Raw genomic sequence first — 18,611 nt, forward strand, 5'->3', positions numbered from 1 at the left:
TATGTTTTGAGGTTTTTAAAAAAGCTCACTGTTTATATGGTATTACGCTGATTCACCGGTTCACTCATTTTTCCCGTTCCGATTGAATTCAATCGCTGCACCAAATCTGTACCGAATGGAGAAGAGGATGAAACATTTGATTCTAACACAGTGTCTTTTAACTCATATGCATTTGAACCATGCTCTGTAAAATCAAGTCCGGAGAGTTCTTCTTCACGTGAAACACGGATGCTTGAAACCCGGGTCACGATATACAGGAATCCGCCTACGGTGACCGAAGTCCAAGCGATGACAGCCAGGACACCGATCGTCTGGGTCATAAGTAAAGAAGCACCGCCTCCGTAGAATAATCCGTTTGAAACATCGAACAGGCCGACAGCAATCGTACCCCAGACTCCGCAAATGCCATGAACGGCAATGGCGCCTACCGGGTCGTCGACTTTAAGCTTGGAATCGATGAAAGTAACAGCTTCGACAAGGATCACTCCGGCGGTAAGACCGATGATAAGAGAGCCGGTAAGAGATACGTTGGCACAACCGGCCGTGATGCCCACCAGTCCGCCGAGAGCACCATTCAGTGTAAGAGAAGGATCGATCCGCTTGAATCGGAAGAGTGTGTAGAAAGCTGATGATAGTATGGCAGCTGATGCTGAGAATAAAGTTGTTGTTATGACGTGGGGAACAAGGGTCGGGTCTGCGGCAAGGCTGCTTCCGCCATTGAATCCGAACCATCCGAACCAAAGGATGAAAACACCAAGGGCGCCAATCGGGATGTTATGACCCGGGATGACATTTGTGTTCCCTTTCGAGTACTTTCCGATACGGGCACCGAGGAAGATTACAGTCATGAATGCACCGGCTGCACCTGTTAAATGGACGACGGTGGAGCCTGCGAAATCAACGAATCCAAGTTCTGACAGCCAACCGCCTCCCCATACCCAGTGTCCGACAATGGGATAAATGATTCCTGTCATGGCGACCGTCAACAAGATATAGCTACCCAATTTCATCCGTTCAGCAACGGCCCCTGAAATGATGGTGGCGCATGTTGCAGCGAAGACTGACTGAAAGAGGAAGAAACCGATATCTTCACGGCCGGAAAGGAAGAAACCGTCTAAGCCGATAAGTCCCCCTGATGAGCTCCCGAACATGAATGCAAAGCCGATGAGGAAATACAGGACGGAAGCGATTGCCACGGTCAAGAAGTTCTTCATCAGAATATTCAGTGAATTTTTCGCTCGGGTAAATCCTGTTTCAACCATTGCGAACCCAGCGTGCATAAAGAATACGAGGACAGCAGCGATCATGACCCATAAAGAGTCGATGGAAGCCTGAACCGATTCAGCGGTTGGAGCAGCGGCGAAAGCGGTGGTACCCGAGAACAATGACAAAGCCAACAAAGCAGAAATTTTTTTAATCAAGTAAATCCCTCCAATAATTTGATTGATCAAGATCATGTAATGATGAATGCTGCTTATAGAACTGCTTCTTTTCCCCGTTCACCTGTCCGGATCCTGATGACTTCCTCAACAGGATAGATGAAAATCTTGCCGTCCCCGACGGTCTCGGTGCTGCAGTGCTCGACGATAAGATCAATGATATCCTCCACCTGACTGTCGTCTACTATCATTTCAACCTTCACACGGGGGACGAGCTGAAGTTCAAATTTGTTCCCTCTGAATATACCTTGCTTTCCTTTTTGTTTTCCGCACCCGGCTGCCTCTGATACGGTCAGCCCGCTGAATCCCCGCATACATAATGCTTCCCGTAAAGATAGAAATGCTTCTGCGCGGATGATGGCCTCCACTTTTTTCATTATGATTCCTCCTTATTTTCATTTATTATTCCTTTTCTTCGATGTTAGGTTTTGTGACATGAGTGAGTTATAGTATTTATCATATTCAGAAAATAACAAAAGTTCAAGTGTTAATTTACTATGTAAGCGTTTTAATGTAAAAAAATATAACATGAAGTGATTGTTTGCGCTTTCAAGACGAAGTTTTGGATGGAAAAGAGGGGATGATTGATCTTCCGTGTGGGTAAACCGAGCAGGACAGGATCAACACGTTCCGTCGTAGAACAGTGAGCAGTAAAAAACCGAACGACATGTTTTACAATGATCGTCCGGTTATGATGCGGATGTTTATGAAGAGAGGTCCGTCCCCTGGTTTTGCTCAGTCTCGCTGAAACGTCGATGAATCCAGATTTTTGATTTCCAGCGCCGGAGCATGATGAGGCCCCTCAGCCATTCGTCTGCTATGAAGGAAATCCAGATGCCTATCAGGCCGAGTCCGAACCAGATGCCAAGAATATAGGATAAGCTGACGCTTACGCCCCACATAGAGAGGATCCCCATATATACAGGGAATTTTACATCTCCGGTTGCCCTGAGTGCATTGATGACGACGAGATTGAAGCTTCTGCCCGGTTCAAGGATGATGGTCAGGTAAATAAGGGTTTTCCCCAGGGAAATGATGTCTTCATTGCTTGTAAAGATGCGAAGGAGCGGTTCTGCCGCCAGGGAAAAGATTCCGGCCATCATGAGGGAGATCACGATGGCGATTTTCAAGCTTTTTAAACATCTTTCATAGGCGCTGTCGAATTCCTTCGCACCGATCATATGACCGATGATGATCTGGGTACCCTGACTGATGGCGACGCTGAATAAGAATATAAACATCATCAGATTCTGGGCATACACCTTCGTTGTCAATGCGTGGGTCCCGAGACTTGCGATGAAATAGGTAATGACCATTTGCGAACCGTTATACGACAGATGCTCTCCAGCAGAAGGGACCCCGATCCTCAGTAAATTTCTCACATGAACAACAGGGGTGCGGAACAATTTTTTGACGGGGAGTGCCGATGGAATCCGTTTCCTCAATACGATAATGCTGACGATGAATCCAATCAGTCTGGAAGCGATCGTTGATATCGCGACCCCTTCCACACCCAATACCGGTATTCCGAAAGGGCCGAAAATAAACAAGTAGTTACCGATTACGTTCAATACATTCATCCCGATGGTGATATACATCGCGTCCTTGGTATATCCATAGCTGCGCATGACAGAACCGGCCGTCATGATCAAGGCTTGTATAAAGGCGAACCCTCCGACAATCATTAAATAGGATGAAGCTTCCTCGAGAAGGGCAGCGGGAAGATCCATCGACAGGAGGATCGGTTCGCTGAAGAACACCAAAGCGATGCTCAAAAGAAGACCGAAGACAAGATTCACTGCAATGGAAATGAGGGAAACTTCGCCTGCGAGATGATGTTCCTTTGCCCCGAGATGCTGGGCGACGAGAATGGCTGTCCCTGTCGCGATGAACCCGAACATGACAAGGATCAACGACAGGATTTGATTTGCCACCCCGACGGCGGCAACAGAATCATCCGAATATTGACTTAACATCAACGTATCGGCGTTCCCCATCAGCATATGAAGTAATATCTCTATGAAAATAGGCCAGGTTAAAGCGAAGAGGGTCATATTATTATTAAGTTTGCTCATCGTTATTCTCCTTTGTTTGGTCAAGGATATGCACATGGCCCTTTTCAGATAGAATAGAGAAGGGGCTAACCGTGATGGGTTAGCCCCGTTTGTTAAAATTGAAGGATAGCGAAACCGTATCCTTCAAGTGCGACTTCGATCGACTCTGCTTCTGCGGCAAAATCTTCGCCGGTCCATAGATTGGTGATTTTCCTTCCCTTTAAATCGAAAGGAAGACTGTAGTTCGTTGCTTCTTCATGGCAGTTCAGTAAGATGAACAGTGTTACATCTCCATCGGATTTGGTGAAAGCAATGCAGTGCTCGTGAAGGTTTACCGGCAGAAATGTCATATTTCCTTCATTCGCCAATAGAGGGTGCTGTTTTCTCAGGGCGATATGTTTTTGAATATGGGTGAATAGCCCTTTGTTGTGCTGGGAATCGTCCCAGGGGAAGCATTTGCGGCACCCGGGATCCTGTCCGCCGGTCAAACCGATTTCATCTCCATAGTAAATACACGGCGTGCCTGTAAAAGTGAGCATGAATGTATAAATCTGCATGACGCGGCGGATATCATCACCACACTCGGTCAGTACACGGGGCGTGTCGTGACTTCCGACGAGGTTGAAGTTCACTTCATTGACGTTTTTAGGATACATATGAACGACGGACGTCATATTTTCTACAAATTGTGAAGCGGTGATTGTCTGCTTTGCAAACAGGTTCAATAAATTGTTGGTAAATGGATAATTCATCACCGCATCGAATTGATCTCCACGGAGCCATGGCATGGCATCATGCCAAATTTCTCCTAATATATATAGGTCTGGTTTGACTAGTTTGACTTCTTTCCTGAATTCCCGCCAGAAGTGGTGGTCCACTTCGTTCGCAACATCCAGGCGCCAGCCGTCTATGTCAAATTCCCTGACCCAGAAGCGTCCCACTTCCAACAAGTAATTCCGCACTTCTTCATTTTCAGTATTCAGCTTCGGCATCGAAGCTTCAAATGCAAACGTATCATATGAAGGGGGAATGCTCTCGACATCGAGTGGGAATTCGTGAATGTGGAACCAGTCTTTATATGGTGAGTGCTCGCCATTTTTCAGGACGTCCTGGAACTGTTCGAAATAGAAGCCGCTGTGATTGAAAACTGCATCGAGCATCACCTTGATCCCGTTTTCATGACATACCCGGATCAATTCCTTCATCGTCTCTTTTGTTCCGAATTGGGGATCAATCTCGAAGTAATCAATGGTGTCGTATTTATGATTGGAATGTGCTTTAAAGATCGGAGTGAAATAAATGCCTGAAATTCCGAGTTCCTTCAAATAGGAGATGTTTTGAATGACGCCATCAAGATCTCCCCCGAAGAAATTGACGGGAGTCGGTTCAGTGCTGTTCCATTCCAATGTCCCGTCTGGATCATTTTCTATATTCCCGTTTGCGAACCTTTCAGGGAAAATTTGATACCATACAGTCTCTTTTACCCAGGAAGGTGCCTGAAAAACATCGATTCCGTTTAAGAAAGGAAAACAAAAATAATCTCCGATATCAGAGGATGGGGATTCATTGAATCCTTTTTCACCATAAAAAATTTCTTCTGATTCGTCTTGAAGCAAAAAGCCATACCTGAGCCGCTTGTATGGAGGGGAAATCGGGGCGAACCAGTAATCAAACAAAGAATCGGTGCCGGTCAACACCATGTCCTTCCGTTCGCTTTGCCAAATCCCGTCTTCCCAGCGGTAAGGATCTCCGTGGATGAGCGTGACATGTTTTACATCATCTTTTTTGGTGCGTATCCGCAGGTGTAATTCGTCTTTAGTGCAAGCGTATGCATGGTGATCTTTAGGTCTATGATAAATTGCTTCAAGCAGCATAGATGATCCTCCTCTTATTCATTTCAATTAAAGCGTATGCCAAACTGATAGGCTTGTCAATAAAACGAACAGAAAGAAGAAAGCGTTTTATTATGGGGCGTATTGCAATAATTTTTTTTCAAAAAAGTATTGTCAAAAGAAAGATAGTTTGTATAATTAGAAGTAGGTTGTGCAATCGTTTTCACAATAAATGTAAGCGGTATCTTAGGGGTTTTTTTCACAATGTGTGCAAACGTTTGTTCAGTCTGACAAATGGTTCTATAGTTTCTACCATACTTAGGAGGGGTCAAGATGAAGAAAGCGTTATCGTTACTGATGGTAATCATGCTTGTATTGGGGGCACTCGCAGCATGCGGTCCGAATCGTGAGGAAGGATCGAAAAGCAGCGACAGTGGAGAGAAAAAAGCTGACGATGCAAACAAACCTGAAAAGCTGGTTGTCTGGGAAGATGAAAAGAAATCCGGATGGCTTGATGAAGTAGGTGCCAAATTCGAAGAAGAAACCGGCATCAAAGTTGAAGTAAAAGAAGTGGAAATGGCTTCTAAAATGAGAGAACAATTACGTCTTGACGGTCCTGCAGGAACAGGTCCTGACGTTTTAACATTACCACATGACCAAATCGGTGAACTTGCGATTGCAGGTCACATTGCGGCATTGGAAATTGACGGGGAGATCGAAAAGCGCTTTACCGAATCTTCCATGACGGCAGAAAGCTATGACGGTAAATTATACGGTCTTCCGAAGTCTTCTGAAACACCTGTATTCGTTTATAACAAAGCATTAATGGAAGAAGCACCAAAAACGATGGATGAAGTCCACACATTCGCGAAAGATTTCACAAAAGACGGAAACTACGGTTTCTTGGCACTGTGGGATAACTTCTACTTCGCGCATGCGCCTATCGGTGGATTTGGCGGATATGTTTTCGCTGAAAACGACGGTGCATTGGATGCGAAAGATCTTGGCTTAAACAATGACGGTGCTGTAAAAGGTACTGAATATATCCAACAGTGGTACACAGAAGGATTATTCCCTAAAGGAATTGTAGGGGAAAATGGCGGATCTGCAATGGACGGTCTTTTCAATGAAGGAAAAGCTGCTTCAGTGATGAACGGACCATGGTCTTTCCAAGGTTATAAAGATGCCGGGATCGACATTGGTATTTCTGCTTTACCAAAGCTGCCAAATGGAGAACCTATGAAAACGTTCATGGGTGTGAAAGGATGGCACGTGTCCGGCTACTCTAAAAATCAAGAGTGGGCTCAGAAGTTCATCGAATTCATCACGCAAGATGAGTATGCGAAACTGCGCTTCGAACAAACTCAGGAAGTTCCGACAAACCAAGGTTTGATCGACGATCCTGCGATTGCTGACAATGAAGGTGCAAAAGCGGTTGCCGAGCAATCTCAATATGCGGTTCCAATGCCGAATATCCCTGAAATGGGAGAAGTATGGGGACCAATGGCTGACTCACTTCAAACAGTTGTGACAGGCAAGCAAAAACCGAAGGCTGCACTTGATGCGGCAGTGAAACAAATCGAACAAAACATCGAAGCGAATCACTCCAACTAATGAATAAACATAGCGGTACCTTCTCATACTCTTGAGAGGTACTGCTATCCTTTTAAAGGCCCATTCAAGGGCTTTTTAAGGAAAGTGTCACTTCTTTTCTTAAAAAGCTCTTGAAGCTTTATAAAACGTGAACGTAGAAAGGGGAATATAGGATGGAACAACGATCCTATCAAACAAAACATAGAAAAACAGCCCTGGCCCTTTCCCTGATCCCTGGTTTAGGTCAGATGTATCATAGACAGTTTATGAAGGGCGGTTTCTTCCTGATCATGACAGCCGCTTTCATCCTCGTCTTCAGAGATTTGATCGGTCATGGTTTATGGGGAATTACAACTCTCGGGACCGACGTCTCTTACGGAGATCACTCCATTTTCTTAATGGTATATGGAATCCTTGCCATCATTGTATCCATATTCGGTATCGGTTTTTATTTATTTAATTTACGGGACGCCTATAAAAACGGTGAAAAGAGAGACAGAGGGGAGACCCTAAACACAGTCCGTGAGCAGTATAGAAATCTGGTGGACAACGGTTTTCCATATCTCATCATGTCCCCGGGATTTTTGTTACTCGTATTCGTTGTCATCTTCCCGATCATCTTCGTTGTATTGCTTGCTTTCACAAACTACGATCTCTATCACTCACCGCCTGCGAAGCTTGTCGACTGGGTAGGGATCCAAAACTTTGTTGATATCTTTAAGATTGATATTTGGAGAGAAACATTCATCACCGTCCTAGCTTGGACACTTGTCTGGACATTTGGTGCAACGACCCTGCAGGTGGCACTCGGTGTAGGTCTTGCCATCCTGGTCAATCAAAAAGATTTAAAAGGGAAAGCCCTTATCCGTACAGTATTCATCCTGCCTTGGGCGATTCCGGCCTTCGTTTCCATCCTTGTATTTGCCGGGATGTTCAATGAGTCATTTGGAACGATCAACCGTGACATTCTTAGTTTCTTCGGAATAGGGGAAATCCCCTGGATGACAGAGCCGTTCTTTACGCGGATCGCACTCATCGGCATTCAGGCGTGGTTGGGCTTCCCGTTCATCTTTGCGATGACGACAGGTGTCCTTCAATCCATCCCGGATGAGCTCTATGAAGCGGCAACGGTCGACGGGGCGTCTGCTATCCAGAAATTCAAGAACATCACGCTGCCGCTTGTTCTATTTGCAACGGCACCGATCATCATCACCCAATATACGTTTAACTTCAATAACTTCAACGTTATTTACTTGTTCAACGGAGGCGGACCTGCTTTGACTGGTCAAAATGCCGGTGGAACCGACATCCTGATTTCATGGATCTACAGTTTGACGATGACATCCGCTCAGTACTCGAAAGCTGCAGCCATCACTTTATTATTGTCGGTCATCGTCATCACAGTCGCTATCTGGCAGTTCAAGAGAACGAAATCATTCCAAGAAGAGGATATGATGTAATATGAATATGAAGAGACAGAAACTCATACGTTTGACACTTTCATACGCAGCGATCGGAATCATGTTTGCAATCATCCTTTATCCGGTTGCATGGATCATCGGTTCTTCATTCAATCCGGGCCAAAGTCTTTCAGGTTCTTCGATCATCCCGAAGAATGCAACACTTGCCCATTATAAAGAACTATTCAATATGGAAGAAAGCAACTATCTGTTGTGGTACTGGAATTCGATTAAAGTCAGCTTATCAACGATGGCGCTGACAGTATTAATCGTCAGTTTGACCGCGTATTCATTTTCCCGCTATCGCTTTACCGGCCGGAAAAATGGCTTGATGACATTCCTGATTCTACAAATGATCCCTAACTTTGCAGCATTGATCGCCATATTCGTATTGGCATTGCTGACTGGATTATTGGATACGCACATCGGCTTGATTCTCGTATATGTGGGCGGTCAGATTCCGATGAATACATGGTTGATGAAAGGTTATTTGGATACCATTCCGAAAGAGCTGGATGAATCGGCGAAGATGGATGGTGCCGGGCATATGCGGATCTTCTTCCAGATCGTCATGCCGCTTGCAAAACCAATCATTGCGGTGGTTGCACTGTTTTCATTCATTGCACCATTTGCAGACTTCATCATCGCAAGTATCCTGTTACGGTCAGAAAAGATGTATACATTACCGGTTGCCCTTTATGATATGGTGGCAAAGCAGTTCGGGGCGGAATTTACAACCTTCGCAGCCGGATCTGTGCTTATTGCCGTACCAATTGCCCTATTATTCCTGTTCTTCCAGAAATACTTCGTTTCAGGATTGACGGCAGGGGGTACAAAAGGATAATCTTATAGGCGTTACTAACAGTTTGAGGAGGAGCGGAGATGAAAAGAAGAGTATTATCTCTCATTTTAGTCCCGTTTCTTCTTTTTTACGCCCTTCCGGTAGGTGCAGTTGAAAAAGAAGAACGCAAGTGGCAGGATGAGACCATTTATTTTCTGATGGTCGATCGCTTTCATAATGGGGATACGAGCAACGATAAGCATATCGATACAAAGGACCCGAAAGCATATCAGGGTGGAGATTTTCAAGGTGTGATCGATAAATTGGACTATATCAAGGATATGGGATTCACTGCGATCTGGCTGACCCCGGTCTTTGAGAATCAGCCGATGGGGTATCACGGTTATTGGATCACCGACTTTTACAAACCTGAAGAACACTTCGGGTCGATGGAAACGTTCAAGAAGCTTGTGGAAGAAGCCCATAAGCGAGATATCAAAGTGGTTTTGGATTTCGTGGTGAACCATGTCGGACCTGAGCATCCATGGGTAACCGATCCTGCAAAGGCAGATTGGTTCCATGAGAAGCAGCCAATGAATTTTGATAATGAAGAAAGTCTTCAAAATGCCTGGCTATACGACCTGCCTGATCTCAACACAGAAAATCCGGAAGTAAAGAGCTACCTGTTCGATGTGGCAAAATGGTGGATCACTGAAACCGATGTGGACGGATATCGCCTTGACACGGTCAGGCATGTGCCGAAGGAGTTCTGGACCGAATTCAGTAAAGAGGTAAAATCGGTGAAAGACGATTTCTACCTGCTCGGAGAAGTGTTTGACCGTGATCCTGAAAAGATTGCAGCTTATAATGGTGCAGGAATTGACGGGTTCGTGAATGTCCCGCAGGCAGAAGAACTGCGGACTGTTTTTCAAAAGCCTGACACGTCGATGGACCGTCTTTTTAACTTTTGGAAATATAACGAAACATTTTATGGACAACCTGAACTGATGGGTACATTCATTGATAATCATGACATGGAACGATTTACGAGATTACTTGTTCAAGAGAAGCTGTTCCCGGGAACAAGGTGGAAGCTGGCACTGACGTATATGTATGCGACGCCTGGCATCCCGATTGTTTACTACGGATCGGAAATTGCCGTTGACGGAGGGGATGATCCTGATAACCGCCGTTTCATGAACTTCAGGGCAGATGAGGAACTGATCGATTACATCAGCCGTATAGGTGAGCTCCGGCAAGAATACCCGGCCCTTACAAGAGGGGATATCGAGCCGCTCTATGAAAAAGATGGAATGGGACTATTCAAGCGTACATATAAAGATCAGACCATCGTGGTAGCCATTAATAATACGAGTGAAACACAAACTGTTCAACTGACGAAAAAAGAATTAGACGAAAACAAAGAGTTGAAGGGTCTGATCGGTGATGCCCTTGTCAGGAGTGATAAGGAAGGCAACTATCAGCTTGTGCTTGACCGGGAAGAAGCAGAAATGTATCTGCTTAAGGAAAAAAGCGGTCTGAACTATCCTTATTTAATTGCTCTTGGTATTATGTATCTCCTTTTCCTTTCGTTTTTGTATATTGTTTGGAAACGGGGAAAAGCCAGGAAGGAATAAACGGCAGGCCGGCTTCGGCACTGCTGTTTTCTTGAAATGAAATGGAAGCGTTTTAATGATTATATATAGGAAAAGGGAGACTTTTCCGTTAGAGGGGAGGCGGAATAGATGGCTGTCACGATAAAAGATGTAGCGAAGCTTGCAAACGTAGCACCATCAACCGTTTCAAGGGTCATTGCCAATAACCCGAGAATCAGCGAAAAAACGAAGCAAAAAGTAAGGGAAGCGATGGACAGGCTTGGGTATCACCCCAACTTTATTGCCAGAAGCCTTGCCAATCAATCCACCCAGGTGCTCGGACTCGTATTGCCCGGTTCTGCGAGCACCTTCTCACAAAATCCATTCTTTCCAACCGTATTGAGGGGTTTAAGCGAAGGGGCGCATGAAAAGCAGTATGCCCTTCAGATGTCCACAGGGCAATCTGAGGAAGAAATCTTTGACGGTGTCGTTCAAATGGTACAGGGGGGAAGGGTAGACGGAATCATCCTTCTGTACTCAAAAGTTGAAGACAAGGTAATGAACTACTTGAGGGAACGGAAATTTCCATTCGTTGTCATCGGAAAGCCGTACAAATATTGTGAAGAAATCACCCATGTGGATAATGATAACTTCCGTGCGACAAAGGAAGTAACAGATTACCTTCTTGGCCTTGGCCACGAAGGGATCGGTTTCATCGGTGGTGACCTGGATCTTGTGGTGACCGTTGAGCGTCTGATGGGATACGAAAAGTCTTTGGAAGATGCCGGTATTAAGATGAAGGATGAATACATCATCCACGAGGAATTCCTCCGTGAAGGGGGACAGGAAGCGATCAATGAGCTCATGCAACTGAATGAACCACCGTCAGCCCTGGTCGTAGCGGATGACTTAATGGCGCTTGGCGTGCTTAATACGCTCGATGAAATGGGAAAACGGGTACCTGATGACATCTCTGTTGTCAGCTTCAACAACGTCCTGCTCGCTGAAATGTCACGGCCTCCACTGACGTCGGTGGACATCAACATCTTCAGCCTTGGCAATGAGGCTGCAAAGAGCCTGATTCAAAAGATTGAAAATCCGAAAGAGCCGATCAAGAGGATCATCGTCCCTCATGAACTGGTGACGAGACATTCGTGCAGTGAGAGAAAGTGAATGAAAAAGACCTGAACCATTTTGGTTCAGGTCTCTTTTTATCCATTGATGACAGTGCCTCCGTTAATGTGGATCATCTGTCCTGATACATAGCTTGAGTCATCACTTGCGAGATACACATAGGCAGGTCCCAATTCATATGGCTGTCCGGCCCTGCCGAGTGGCGTGTTAGCACCGAACTCAGAAACCTTTCCTGAACTGAATGTAGACGGGATCAGCGGTGTCCATATCGGACCGGGTGCAACCCCGTTAACCCTGATGCCCTTCGATGCGATATTTTCCGCCAGTGAGCGTGTGAAGCTGACAATGGCACCCTTTGTAGATGAATAGTCAATCAGGTCTTTATTTCCTTTATAGGCTGTGATGGAAGCTGTATTGATGATGGACGCCCCTTTTTTTAGATGTGGAAGAGCGGCTTTCGTCAAATAAAACATGGAGAAGACATTTGTTCTGAACGTTCGCTCAAGCTGTTCGTCACTGATATCCTCCAAACCTTCCTGCGGGTGTTGTTCGGCGGCGTTGTTGACAAGGATATCGAGCTTGCCGAACTCTGATAGTGTTTTATTCAGGATGTCCTTGCAGAATGTCGAGCTGCCGATGTCCCCAGGCAGTAAGAGGCATCTGACACCTTCTGCTTCCACAAGTTCCTTCGTTTTATTCGCGTCCTCGTGCTCGTCGAGATACGAGATTGCTACATGGGCACCTTCCCTGGCGAAGTACCAGGCAGCAGAACGACCGATCCCGCTGTCGCCTCCTGTAATGAGCGCCACTTTACCGTCTAACTTCCCGCTCCCTTTGTAGTTTTGGTCTGTATGGATGGGCTGGGGATTCATTTCATCGACCGTACCCGGCTGGTGATCCTGATGCTGTGGTGGAAACGTTTGTTTTTGTCCTTGCTGATCTGACAACGAAAACACTCCTTTATATAGGTTTGATGATCCTTGAATAGTGTTTACCCGTAAAAATGTTTTCATAACGTATTTTTTCCAGTTTTTTGATGAGGGCGGTACCTTTACTTATTTAACATGGAGGCACCCTTATACCCGATCATATTCAACAACCCTTTCGGTGAAGAGAAGGGAGGGGCGTAGCATGTTTCAATTTCCTGCAGATCTGCGATCGTCAATTTTCCGCGAATCGCAGTGGCAAGTATATCAATCTGTTTATCAACACCTTCACCGCCTACTGCATTCCCGCCAAAGATCTTTCCTGTTTCCGGACAGAAATGGACCCGGATGTACACCTCTTTCGCACCAGGGTAGTAGCCGGCGTGGGACTTCCCTTTATGGACGGCGGTTTGGTAGGCATACCCCTTATCCCGTAATGCTTTCTCCCCCAATCCCGTTGATGCGATGGCGAGGTCGAATACTTTGGCGATTGCCGTGCCGAGCATCCCTTTAAAGGGGACCGGGTCTCCTGTCAGGTGTCTTGAGATGATGTAAGCCTGTCGATGGGCAGGCCAGGCAAGGGGCACCTGCTTTGGTGATCCGTCAATAAAATCAATCGATTCTGCTACATCGCCCACTGCGTATATCGTTGGATCATCGGTCTGCATGTAGGGATTACACATCACGCCTCCTGACTCCCCAATGGACAGCCCTGCATCCTCGGCTAATTGACTGCGGGGCTTTACGCCTACCGAGAGAAGGATGAAATCGGATTGAACATGTTCTCCGCTATCAAGGATCAACGTCCCGTCAGGCAGCACTTCCTTCAATCCGTCATTCGCCCGCACACTCACACCCTGCTCGATGATATGATCCTGAAGGATTTCTGCGGTGTCTTTGTCGACGATGCTGATTACATGTTCTGAGCGCTCAATGATCCTCACCTTCATCCCTAAATGGGTGAAGTTCTCAGCCATCTCCACCCCGATGAATCCACCTCCGATGATCGTACAAGACCGGGGCTTTGACGATTCTACATACTGCTTAATCCTGTCCATATCCTCCACTGTCCTCAGGTGGAAGGAAGGGATGTGATCAAGGCCCGGTATGTCAGGTTGAAATGGAGAGGCACCGGTCGCCAGCACAAGGTAATCATATGTTTCTTCATAGTCCTTGTTGCAGGTGTGGTCCCTTATCGATAATGTCTTTTCACTCCGGTGGATTTTCAGTGCTTCATGCTCCATTCTCACATCGATATTCTTTTTACTATGTAATGTTTCAGGCGTGGCTGCAAACAGACTATCCCGATCTTTGATTACATCACCTAGATAGTAAGGCATTCCGCATGCCCCGTATGACAGGTAAGAAGTTTTTTCGAGAAGGATGATGTCTAACTCGTTATCCAGCTTCCTGATTTGTGAAGCGGTGGTGGCACCACCACCGACAGCTCCTATAATAATGACCTTTTTCTTCATGTCATCCCTCCTAAAAATAAAAGAAGTCTAATGGGTTTATTGTACCCATTAGACTTCTTGGAAAAACCGTATTTAACGGAAGTTTACGTATTGTACATCAATGGAAAGATCTGCTTCACGGACAGCCGCAATGATTTTTTGAAGATCATCTTTACTTTTTCCGGTGACGCGGACCTGGTCATCCTGCACCTGGCTCTTTACCTTTACGCCGGAATTTTTGATGATTGTGTTGATTTTCTTCGCGTTATCCTTGTCGATCCCCTGTACGAGCTTCGCACGCTGACGGACGGTACCGCCGGATGCCCCTTCCAACTTGCTGTAATCAAGATTTTTCACTGGGACATTACGCTTGATCAGTTTGCTGAGAAGCACATCCTTCAGCTGGTTCATCTTGAATTCATCATCAGATACGAGAACGATTTCCTCCCCATCCAATTTAATATCACTCTTGCTTCCCTTGAAATCATAGCGTGTTTGAATTTCTTTCAATGCGATCTGGATTGCATTGCTCACTTCAGACATATCCACTTTCGACACAATGTCAAATGAACTTTCTTTTGCCATATGTAACCCCTCCAAAACATTTTCTCTATCCATTATAGACAAGCAAGGGGGAGACATACAACTTGCAGGGGTGGGATAGAGGTGTTTTTTTGCGTGAGGAGTTGGAGTGGTGATTCGAGAGAGCGCTACGATGGTTGGGGATAGTGGGGGAGGGTGATAATAGGGTGTCGTAGAGAAGTTGATAATATATGAGGTGAAGTCGATAATAAAATCGGAAAGTCGATAATATCCAGGTAGAAGTCGATAATAAAATCGGGAAGTCGATAATATCCAGGCCAAAGTCGATAATAAAACCGCCAAGCCGATAACATCCAGGCCGCAGCTCCTTAAAAAAATCCAAAAACTCACTCAAAATCGCTAATCAGCCCTCTGAAACAGACAAAATGCCACTCATATCAGCCGCACCGGGCACCTTCCCGGCTCACGGCAGCATATAACCGGCCGGCATCCATAAAAAAGCACCAGTTCACGAACGAACTGGTGCTTCTTAAGTGAATTGGCCGGCCTATAAATGGTCGGTCTTTTTTGAGAATTGGTTCTTCCCGGCTTTTCGGTTCACTTCTTTGATTTTATTCTTTTCCTGACGCAGGGCGTTGTTGTCCCTAGCTTTCTTTTCGTTGTCAGATGTATGTGGCATGGTGTGACTCCCTTTCCATTTAGGATTCCCCCTTAGTATGGATAAGTGGGAGGAAGTTTATGAGTGGTCGTTTTGGAAAAAGATAGCTAATGTACCTGTTCCTGTATGAGATCCGACCGCACACCCAATAATACTGATGTATACGTCTTTAGGTGAGAATTTTTCCTGGATGAGTGCCTTCATTTCAAGGGCCAGCTCTTCGTCGTCACCATGACTGATGGCGATGACCTGGTTCGAAAGATCTTTACCCCGTTCTTCCATTAGATCGAGTATCCGTTTGAGGAGCTTTTTCTTCCCGCGGATTTTTTCAATCGGGACAAGTTGGCCATCTTCTACATGAAGGAGAGGTTTGATGTTCAACAGTCCGCCCAGGAACGCTGAAGCTTTCGATACCCTGCCGCCTTTTGCAAGATATTCAAGGTCCTCGACTGTGAATAAATGCTCCATATGAATGGCGTTGAAACGGGAGGCCTCGATGATTTCCTCTTTCATTTTGCCTTGTTCAAGCAGTTCCGCCGCTTTCATGACGACGAGCCCATATCCGAGGGATGCACATTTAGAATCGAGAATGGTCAGGTCAAGGTCCGGATATTCTTCCTTGACTTGATCGCGAATCATGACAGCTGTTTGATATGTACCTGATAATTGGGAAGAAAATGCGATATAAATGCCTGATTGTTTTGTTTCTGCCAGCTCTGTGAACTTATTTAAGAAAAGTTCCGGTGAAACTTGGGAGGTTTTGGGCATGTGCCCTTCCCTGATTTTGTTGAATACGGATTTCGGCTCGATGTTGATCAAGTCCTCGTAGTCTTGACCGTCTATATGTACTTTAAGCGGTAAAAGCTCTATGTTGTGTTCGGTGTAATAGGCAGCCGGAAGGTCGCTTGCGCTATCTGCAAATAATTTTACTGTCATTCCTATCATCCTTTGACTTTTCTTTATAGTTTCAGTCTAGCGATTTTCATTGAAAATAACAATGTGTTGAGCGTTAAATTATGATAAAAAAGATGAATAACCCTGAGAGTTTAGATAAGATGAATAGTGGAACATAGAAAAGGACAACAAGATTGAGGAGGTATGTGTATGTCAAGAGATCATGTACAGTTGGAGGCAAAGAAGTTCATCGTGGTGTTGGTCGGGTCTTTATTAGGCGCCGTTGCCATGAATTTCTTCCTGATTCCTGCGAATGTTTATGCGAGTGGATTCACGGGACTTGCCCAGCTGTTATCAAGTATTTTAAAGGAATTTGCACCATTTAATATTTCAACGGGTATTTTATTATTCATATTGAATATTCCTGTCACGATATTGGGTTGGCTCAAAGTAGGCCGGTCCTTTACCGTGTATAGCTTCATTTCAGTGTTTTTGACTTCCTTTTTCCTGGAAGTGATTCCAATCATCCAACTATCCCCGGATATTCTGCTGAATGCAGTATTTGGCGGTGTCATAGCCGCTGTAGGGGTCGGTATCACCTTGAAATGGGGGGCTTCAACAGGCGGGATGGACATTATTGCGATGATTCTTTCACGGATGAAGGATAAGCCGGTGGGTTCATATTTCTTCCTGATGAATGCGGGCATCATCATTTCTGCCGGATTCCTTTATGGATGGGAAAAAGCCCTGTATACGTTGGTGACACTGTATGCTTCCACCCGGGTCATCGATGCGATCCATACACGACATGAAAAGCTGACGGCCATGATTGTCACAAAGAAATCGGATGAGTTAAGGGAAGCGATCCATTCCAAGCTTGTGAGGGGGATTACGACCCTGCCTGCAAAAGGGGCTTTCTCCGGTGAAGACAAGGAGATGTTGATCATTGTCATTTCACGTTATGAGCTGTATGAGCTTGAGCATACGATCAAAGATGTGGATCCTAATGCCTTTACGAATATCGTTCAAACAACCGGTATATTTGGTTTCTTCAGAAAAGATTAGTTTGCTGAATTTGACAGATACTAACGATGAACCTATATAGAAAGGGGCATCATCTTGAAGGCAGCAATGTATCTAGTCATCAGCTTTTTCCTGTTATTGAGTTTGCCGCTGACTGTGGAAGCAGGGAGCGACCGTTTGGATTTCTCTGTCCAGCCGTTTCCAGGAGAGGAAGGAGTCAAGATTTCCCTTAGGCTTCATAATGAAAGTGACCATGAAAAGACACTCACATTCCAAACGAGCCAGGCATTTGATTATTATATTAAGAACGACCAGGGAAATGTGGTCTATCAATATAGCCGTGATAAATCATTTCTGCAGGCACTTCAGTCCCTCCGTCTGAAAAGGGGCGAAGAAAAGGTTTGGACAGAAAAGTGGGATTACATTCAGAATGGTCACCGCGTTCCTACAGGCCGATATACGATTGAAGCCCTTCTGCTTGGAGAAGATTTAAGCGGATTTGACCATCCTTTAAGGGCAGTCGGTTCATTTAATGTGCCGGTTGAGAACGGGAGCTTCAGGTCAGTGGGCGTGAAGGAAATCAAGGGAAGGTTTGTTGTAACGGGAAAGGCCAGGGTGGCGGATGGGAGCTTTTATTACTCCGTTGAAGATGGACATGAAGTCCTCTTGAAAGAATCGCTTATGAAGGTGAATAAAGAAGCTCCGTACTGGACCGGTTTTTCCATCGTGCTTCCTGAATTGAAGGGTAGTGGGGAGAGGATGTTCCTGCACTTATACGAACGGGATGACGGGGACGGGAAAGTAGTGAATCTTTATGTGGTCCCGATAACAAAATGAACAGGGTTGTCCGAAACCGGACAACCCTGTTTTTCATTCATTCAATCAAGAAAGAGTGTTTAACTCATCCTGCAGCACGCGAAGCTGCTTCTGTTCCTCTACATTGGAGTTGGCGTAAGCAGATGACAAAGCATTCTTTGCTTTATCAATAGACATTTGAACGTTTTCACCGCTGCTGCAAGCTTGTTTGGCTGAAGATACGGCGCTGCGGGCTTGCTGGAATAATGGATTGCTCATTATTCCATCCCTCCTGTACCTTCATGGGAAGCAAGTTTTTTTGCTTCAGCTTCAGCATAGGTCAAATGGTAAGGAATGCGTTCATCATGTTTTGATACAGCAATTTTACCTTGTTGTACAAATCGTTTAGATTTATTTCTACCCATCACGA

At 45.4% G+C, this 18,611-nt stretch carries 18 protein-coding genes; 7 read left to right on the top strand and 11 right to left on the bottom strand.

The genetic code is table 11. From position 1 onward, the window contains the following. Nucleotides 1-32: 32 nt before the first annotated feature. The 4 genes from KH172YL63_RS05955 to KH172YL63_RS05970 form a co-directional block, all read right to left on the bottom strand. The gene (locus KH172YL63_RS05955; RefSeq protein ID WP_173105240.1) at nt 33-1,421 is read right to left on the bottom strand and encodes an ammonium transporter; all 1,389 of its coding nucleotides are present in this window, start codon (nt 1,419-1,421) and stop codon (nt 33-35) included. A gap of 53 nt (nt 1,422-1,474) precedes the next feature. Further along, the gene (locus KH172YL63_RS05960) at nt 1,475-1,816 is read right to left on the bottom strand and encodes a P-II family nitrogen regulator (RefSeq protein ID WP_173105241.1); all 342 of its coding nucleotides are present in this window, start codon (nt 1,814-1,816) and stop codon (nt 1,475-1,477) included. Between the two features lie 327 nt (nt 1,817-2,143). Continuing rightward, nucleotides 2,144-3,514 (bottom strand): MATE family efflux transporter, encoded by a 1,371-nt coding sequence (locus KH172YL63_RS05965; protein ID WP_173105242.1) that lies wholly within the window; start codon nt 3,512-3,514, stop codon nt 2,144-2,146. A gap of 92 nt (nt 3,515-3,606) precedes the next feature. Next, nucleotides 3,607-5,367 carry an alpha-glycosidase gene (locus tag KH172YL63_RS05970; protein WP_173105243.1) on the bottom strand — a complete coding sequence of 587 codons (1,761 nt, stop codon included), beginning with the start codon at nt 5,365-5,367 and terminating at the stop codon, nt 3,607-3,609. 291 nt (nt 5,368-5,658) lie between these two features. On the opposite strand from KH172YL63_RS05970, the gene KH172YL63_RS05975 reads away from it, so the two are divergent. The 5 genes from KH172YL63_RS05975 to KH172YL63_RS05995 all read left to right on the top strand — a co-directional run bounded on the left by KH172YL63_RS05975 (nt 5,659) and on the right by KH172YL63_RS05995 (nt 11,927). Next, a complete protein-coding gene (locus KH172YL63_RS05975) occupies nt 5,659-6,939 on the top strand; it encodes an extracellular solute-binding protein (protein ID WP_173105244.1) in 1,281 nt (426 codons plus the stop codon). Nucleotides 6,940-7,091: 152 nt separating this feature from the next. Next, entirely contained in the window at nt 7,092-8,378 is a 1,287-nt protein-coding gene (locus KH172YL63_RS05980) for a carbohydrate ABC transporter permease (RefSeq protein WP_173105245.1), read from the top strand. Nucleotide 8,379: 1 nt separating this feature from the next. Then, the gene (locus KH172YL63_RS05985; RefSeq protein ID WP_173105246.1) at nt 8,380-9,222 is read left to right on the top strand and encodes a sugar ABC transporter permease; all 843 of its coding nucleotides are present in this window, start codon (nt 8,380-8,382) and stop codon (nt 9,220-9,222) included. Between the two features lie 38 nt (nt 9,223-9,260). Beyond that, nucleotides 9,261-10,796: an alpha-amylase family glycosyl hydrolase gene (locus KH172YL63_RS05990; protein ID WP_173105247.1), complete on the top strand. Its 1,536-nt coding sequence runs from the start codon at nt 9,261-9,263 to the stop codon at nt 10,794-10,796. Between the two features lie 108 nt (nt 10,797-10,904). After that, a complete protein-coding gene (locus KH172YL63_RS05995) occupies nt 10,905-11,927 on the top strand; it encodes a LacI family DNA-binding transcriptional regulator (protein WP_173105248.1) in 1,023 nt (340 codons plus the stop codon). Nucleotides 11,928-11,965: 38 nt separating this feature from the next. Here the strand turns inward: KH172YL63_RS05995 and KH172YL63_RS06000 are convergent, their stop codons facing one another. From KH172YL63_RS06000 to KH172YL63_RS06020, 5 genes are all read right to left on the bottom strand, one after another. Continuing rightward, a complete protein-coding gene (locus KH172YL63_RS06000; protein WP_232066133.1) occupies nt 11,966-12,835 on the bottom strand; it encodes an SDR family oxidoreductase in 870 nt (289 codons plus the stop codon). A 104-nt stretch (nt 12,836-12,939) separates the two neighbouring features. Then, nucleotides 12,940-14,289 carry a CoA-disulfide reductase gene (locus tag KH172YL63_RS06005; RefSeq protein ID WP_173105250.1) on the bottom strand — a complete coding sequence of 450 codons (1,350 nt, stop codon included), beginning with the start codon at nt 14,287-14,289 and terminating at the stop codon, nt 12,940-12,942. 72 nt (nt 14,290-14,361) lie between these two features. Beyond that, nucleotides 14,362-14,853 (bottom strand): YajQ family cyclic di-GMP-binding protein, encoded by a 492-nt coding sequence (locus KH172YL63_RS06010; protein WP_173105251.1) that lies wholly within the window; start codon nt 14,851-14,853, stop codon nt 14,362-14,364. A gap of 505 nt (nt 14,854-15,358) precedes the next feature. Then, entirely contained in the window at nt 15,359-15,490 is a 132-nt protein-coding gene (locus KH172YL63_RS06015) for a DUF3941 domain-containing protein (protein WP_148968441.1), read from the bottom strand. A gap of 57 nt (nt 15,491-15,547) precedes the next feature. Then, complete coding sequence (locus KH172YL63_RS06020; RefSeq protein ID WP_173105252.1) at nt 15,548-16,405, bottom strand: DegV family protein; 858 nt, start codon at nt 16,403-16,405, stop codon at nt 15,548-15,550. Between the two features lie 168 nt (nt 16,406-16,573). On the opposite strand from KH172YL63_RS06020, the gene KH172YL63_RS06025 reads away from it, so the two are divergent. Together KH172YL63_RS06025 and KH172YL63_RS06030 are read left to right on the top strand one after the other, a co-directional pair. Further along, entirely contained in the window at nt 16,574-17,428 is an 855-nt protein-coding gene (locus KH172YL63_RS06025) for a YitT family protein (protein WP_173105253.1), read from the top strand. A 54-nt stretch (nt 17,429-17,482) separates the two neighbouring features. After that, entirely contained in the window at nt 17,483-18,223 is a 741-nt protein-coding gene (locus KH172YL63_RS06030) for a BsuPI-related putative proteinase inhibitor (RefSeq protein WP_173105254.1), read from the top strand. A gap of 45 nt (nt 18,224-18,268) precedes the next feature. On the opposite strand, the gene KH172YL63_RS06035 is transcribed toward KH172YL63_RS06030, so the two are convergent. Further along, nucleotides 18,269-18,460 (bottom strand): DUF3813 domain-containing protein, encoded by a 192-nt coding sequence (locus KH172YL63_RS06035; protein WP_173105255.1) that lies wholly within the window; start codon nt 18,458-18,460, stop codon nt 18,269-18,271. After that, nucleotides 18,460-18,606 carry a hypothetical protein gene (locus KH172YL63_RS06040; RefSeq protein WP_173105256.1) on the bottom strand — a complete coding sequence of 49 codons (147 nt, stop codon included), beginning with the start codon at nt 18,604-18,606 and terminating at the stop codon, nt 18,460-18,462. Before KH172YL63_RS06040 ends, KH172YL63_RS06035 begins: the two co-directional genes overlap by 1 nt. Nucleotides 18,607-18,611 lie beyond the last annotated feature (5 nt).

This window comes from Bacillus sp. KH172YL63 (assembly GCF_011398925.1).
Taxonomy (GTDB): Bacteria; Bacillota; Bacilli; order Bacillales; family Bacillaceae_B; genus Rossellomorea.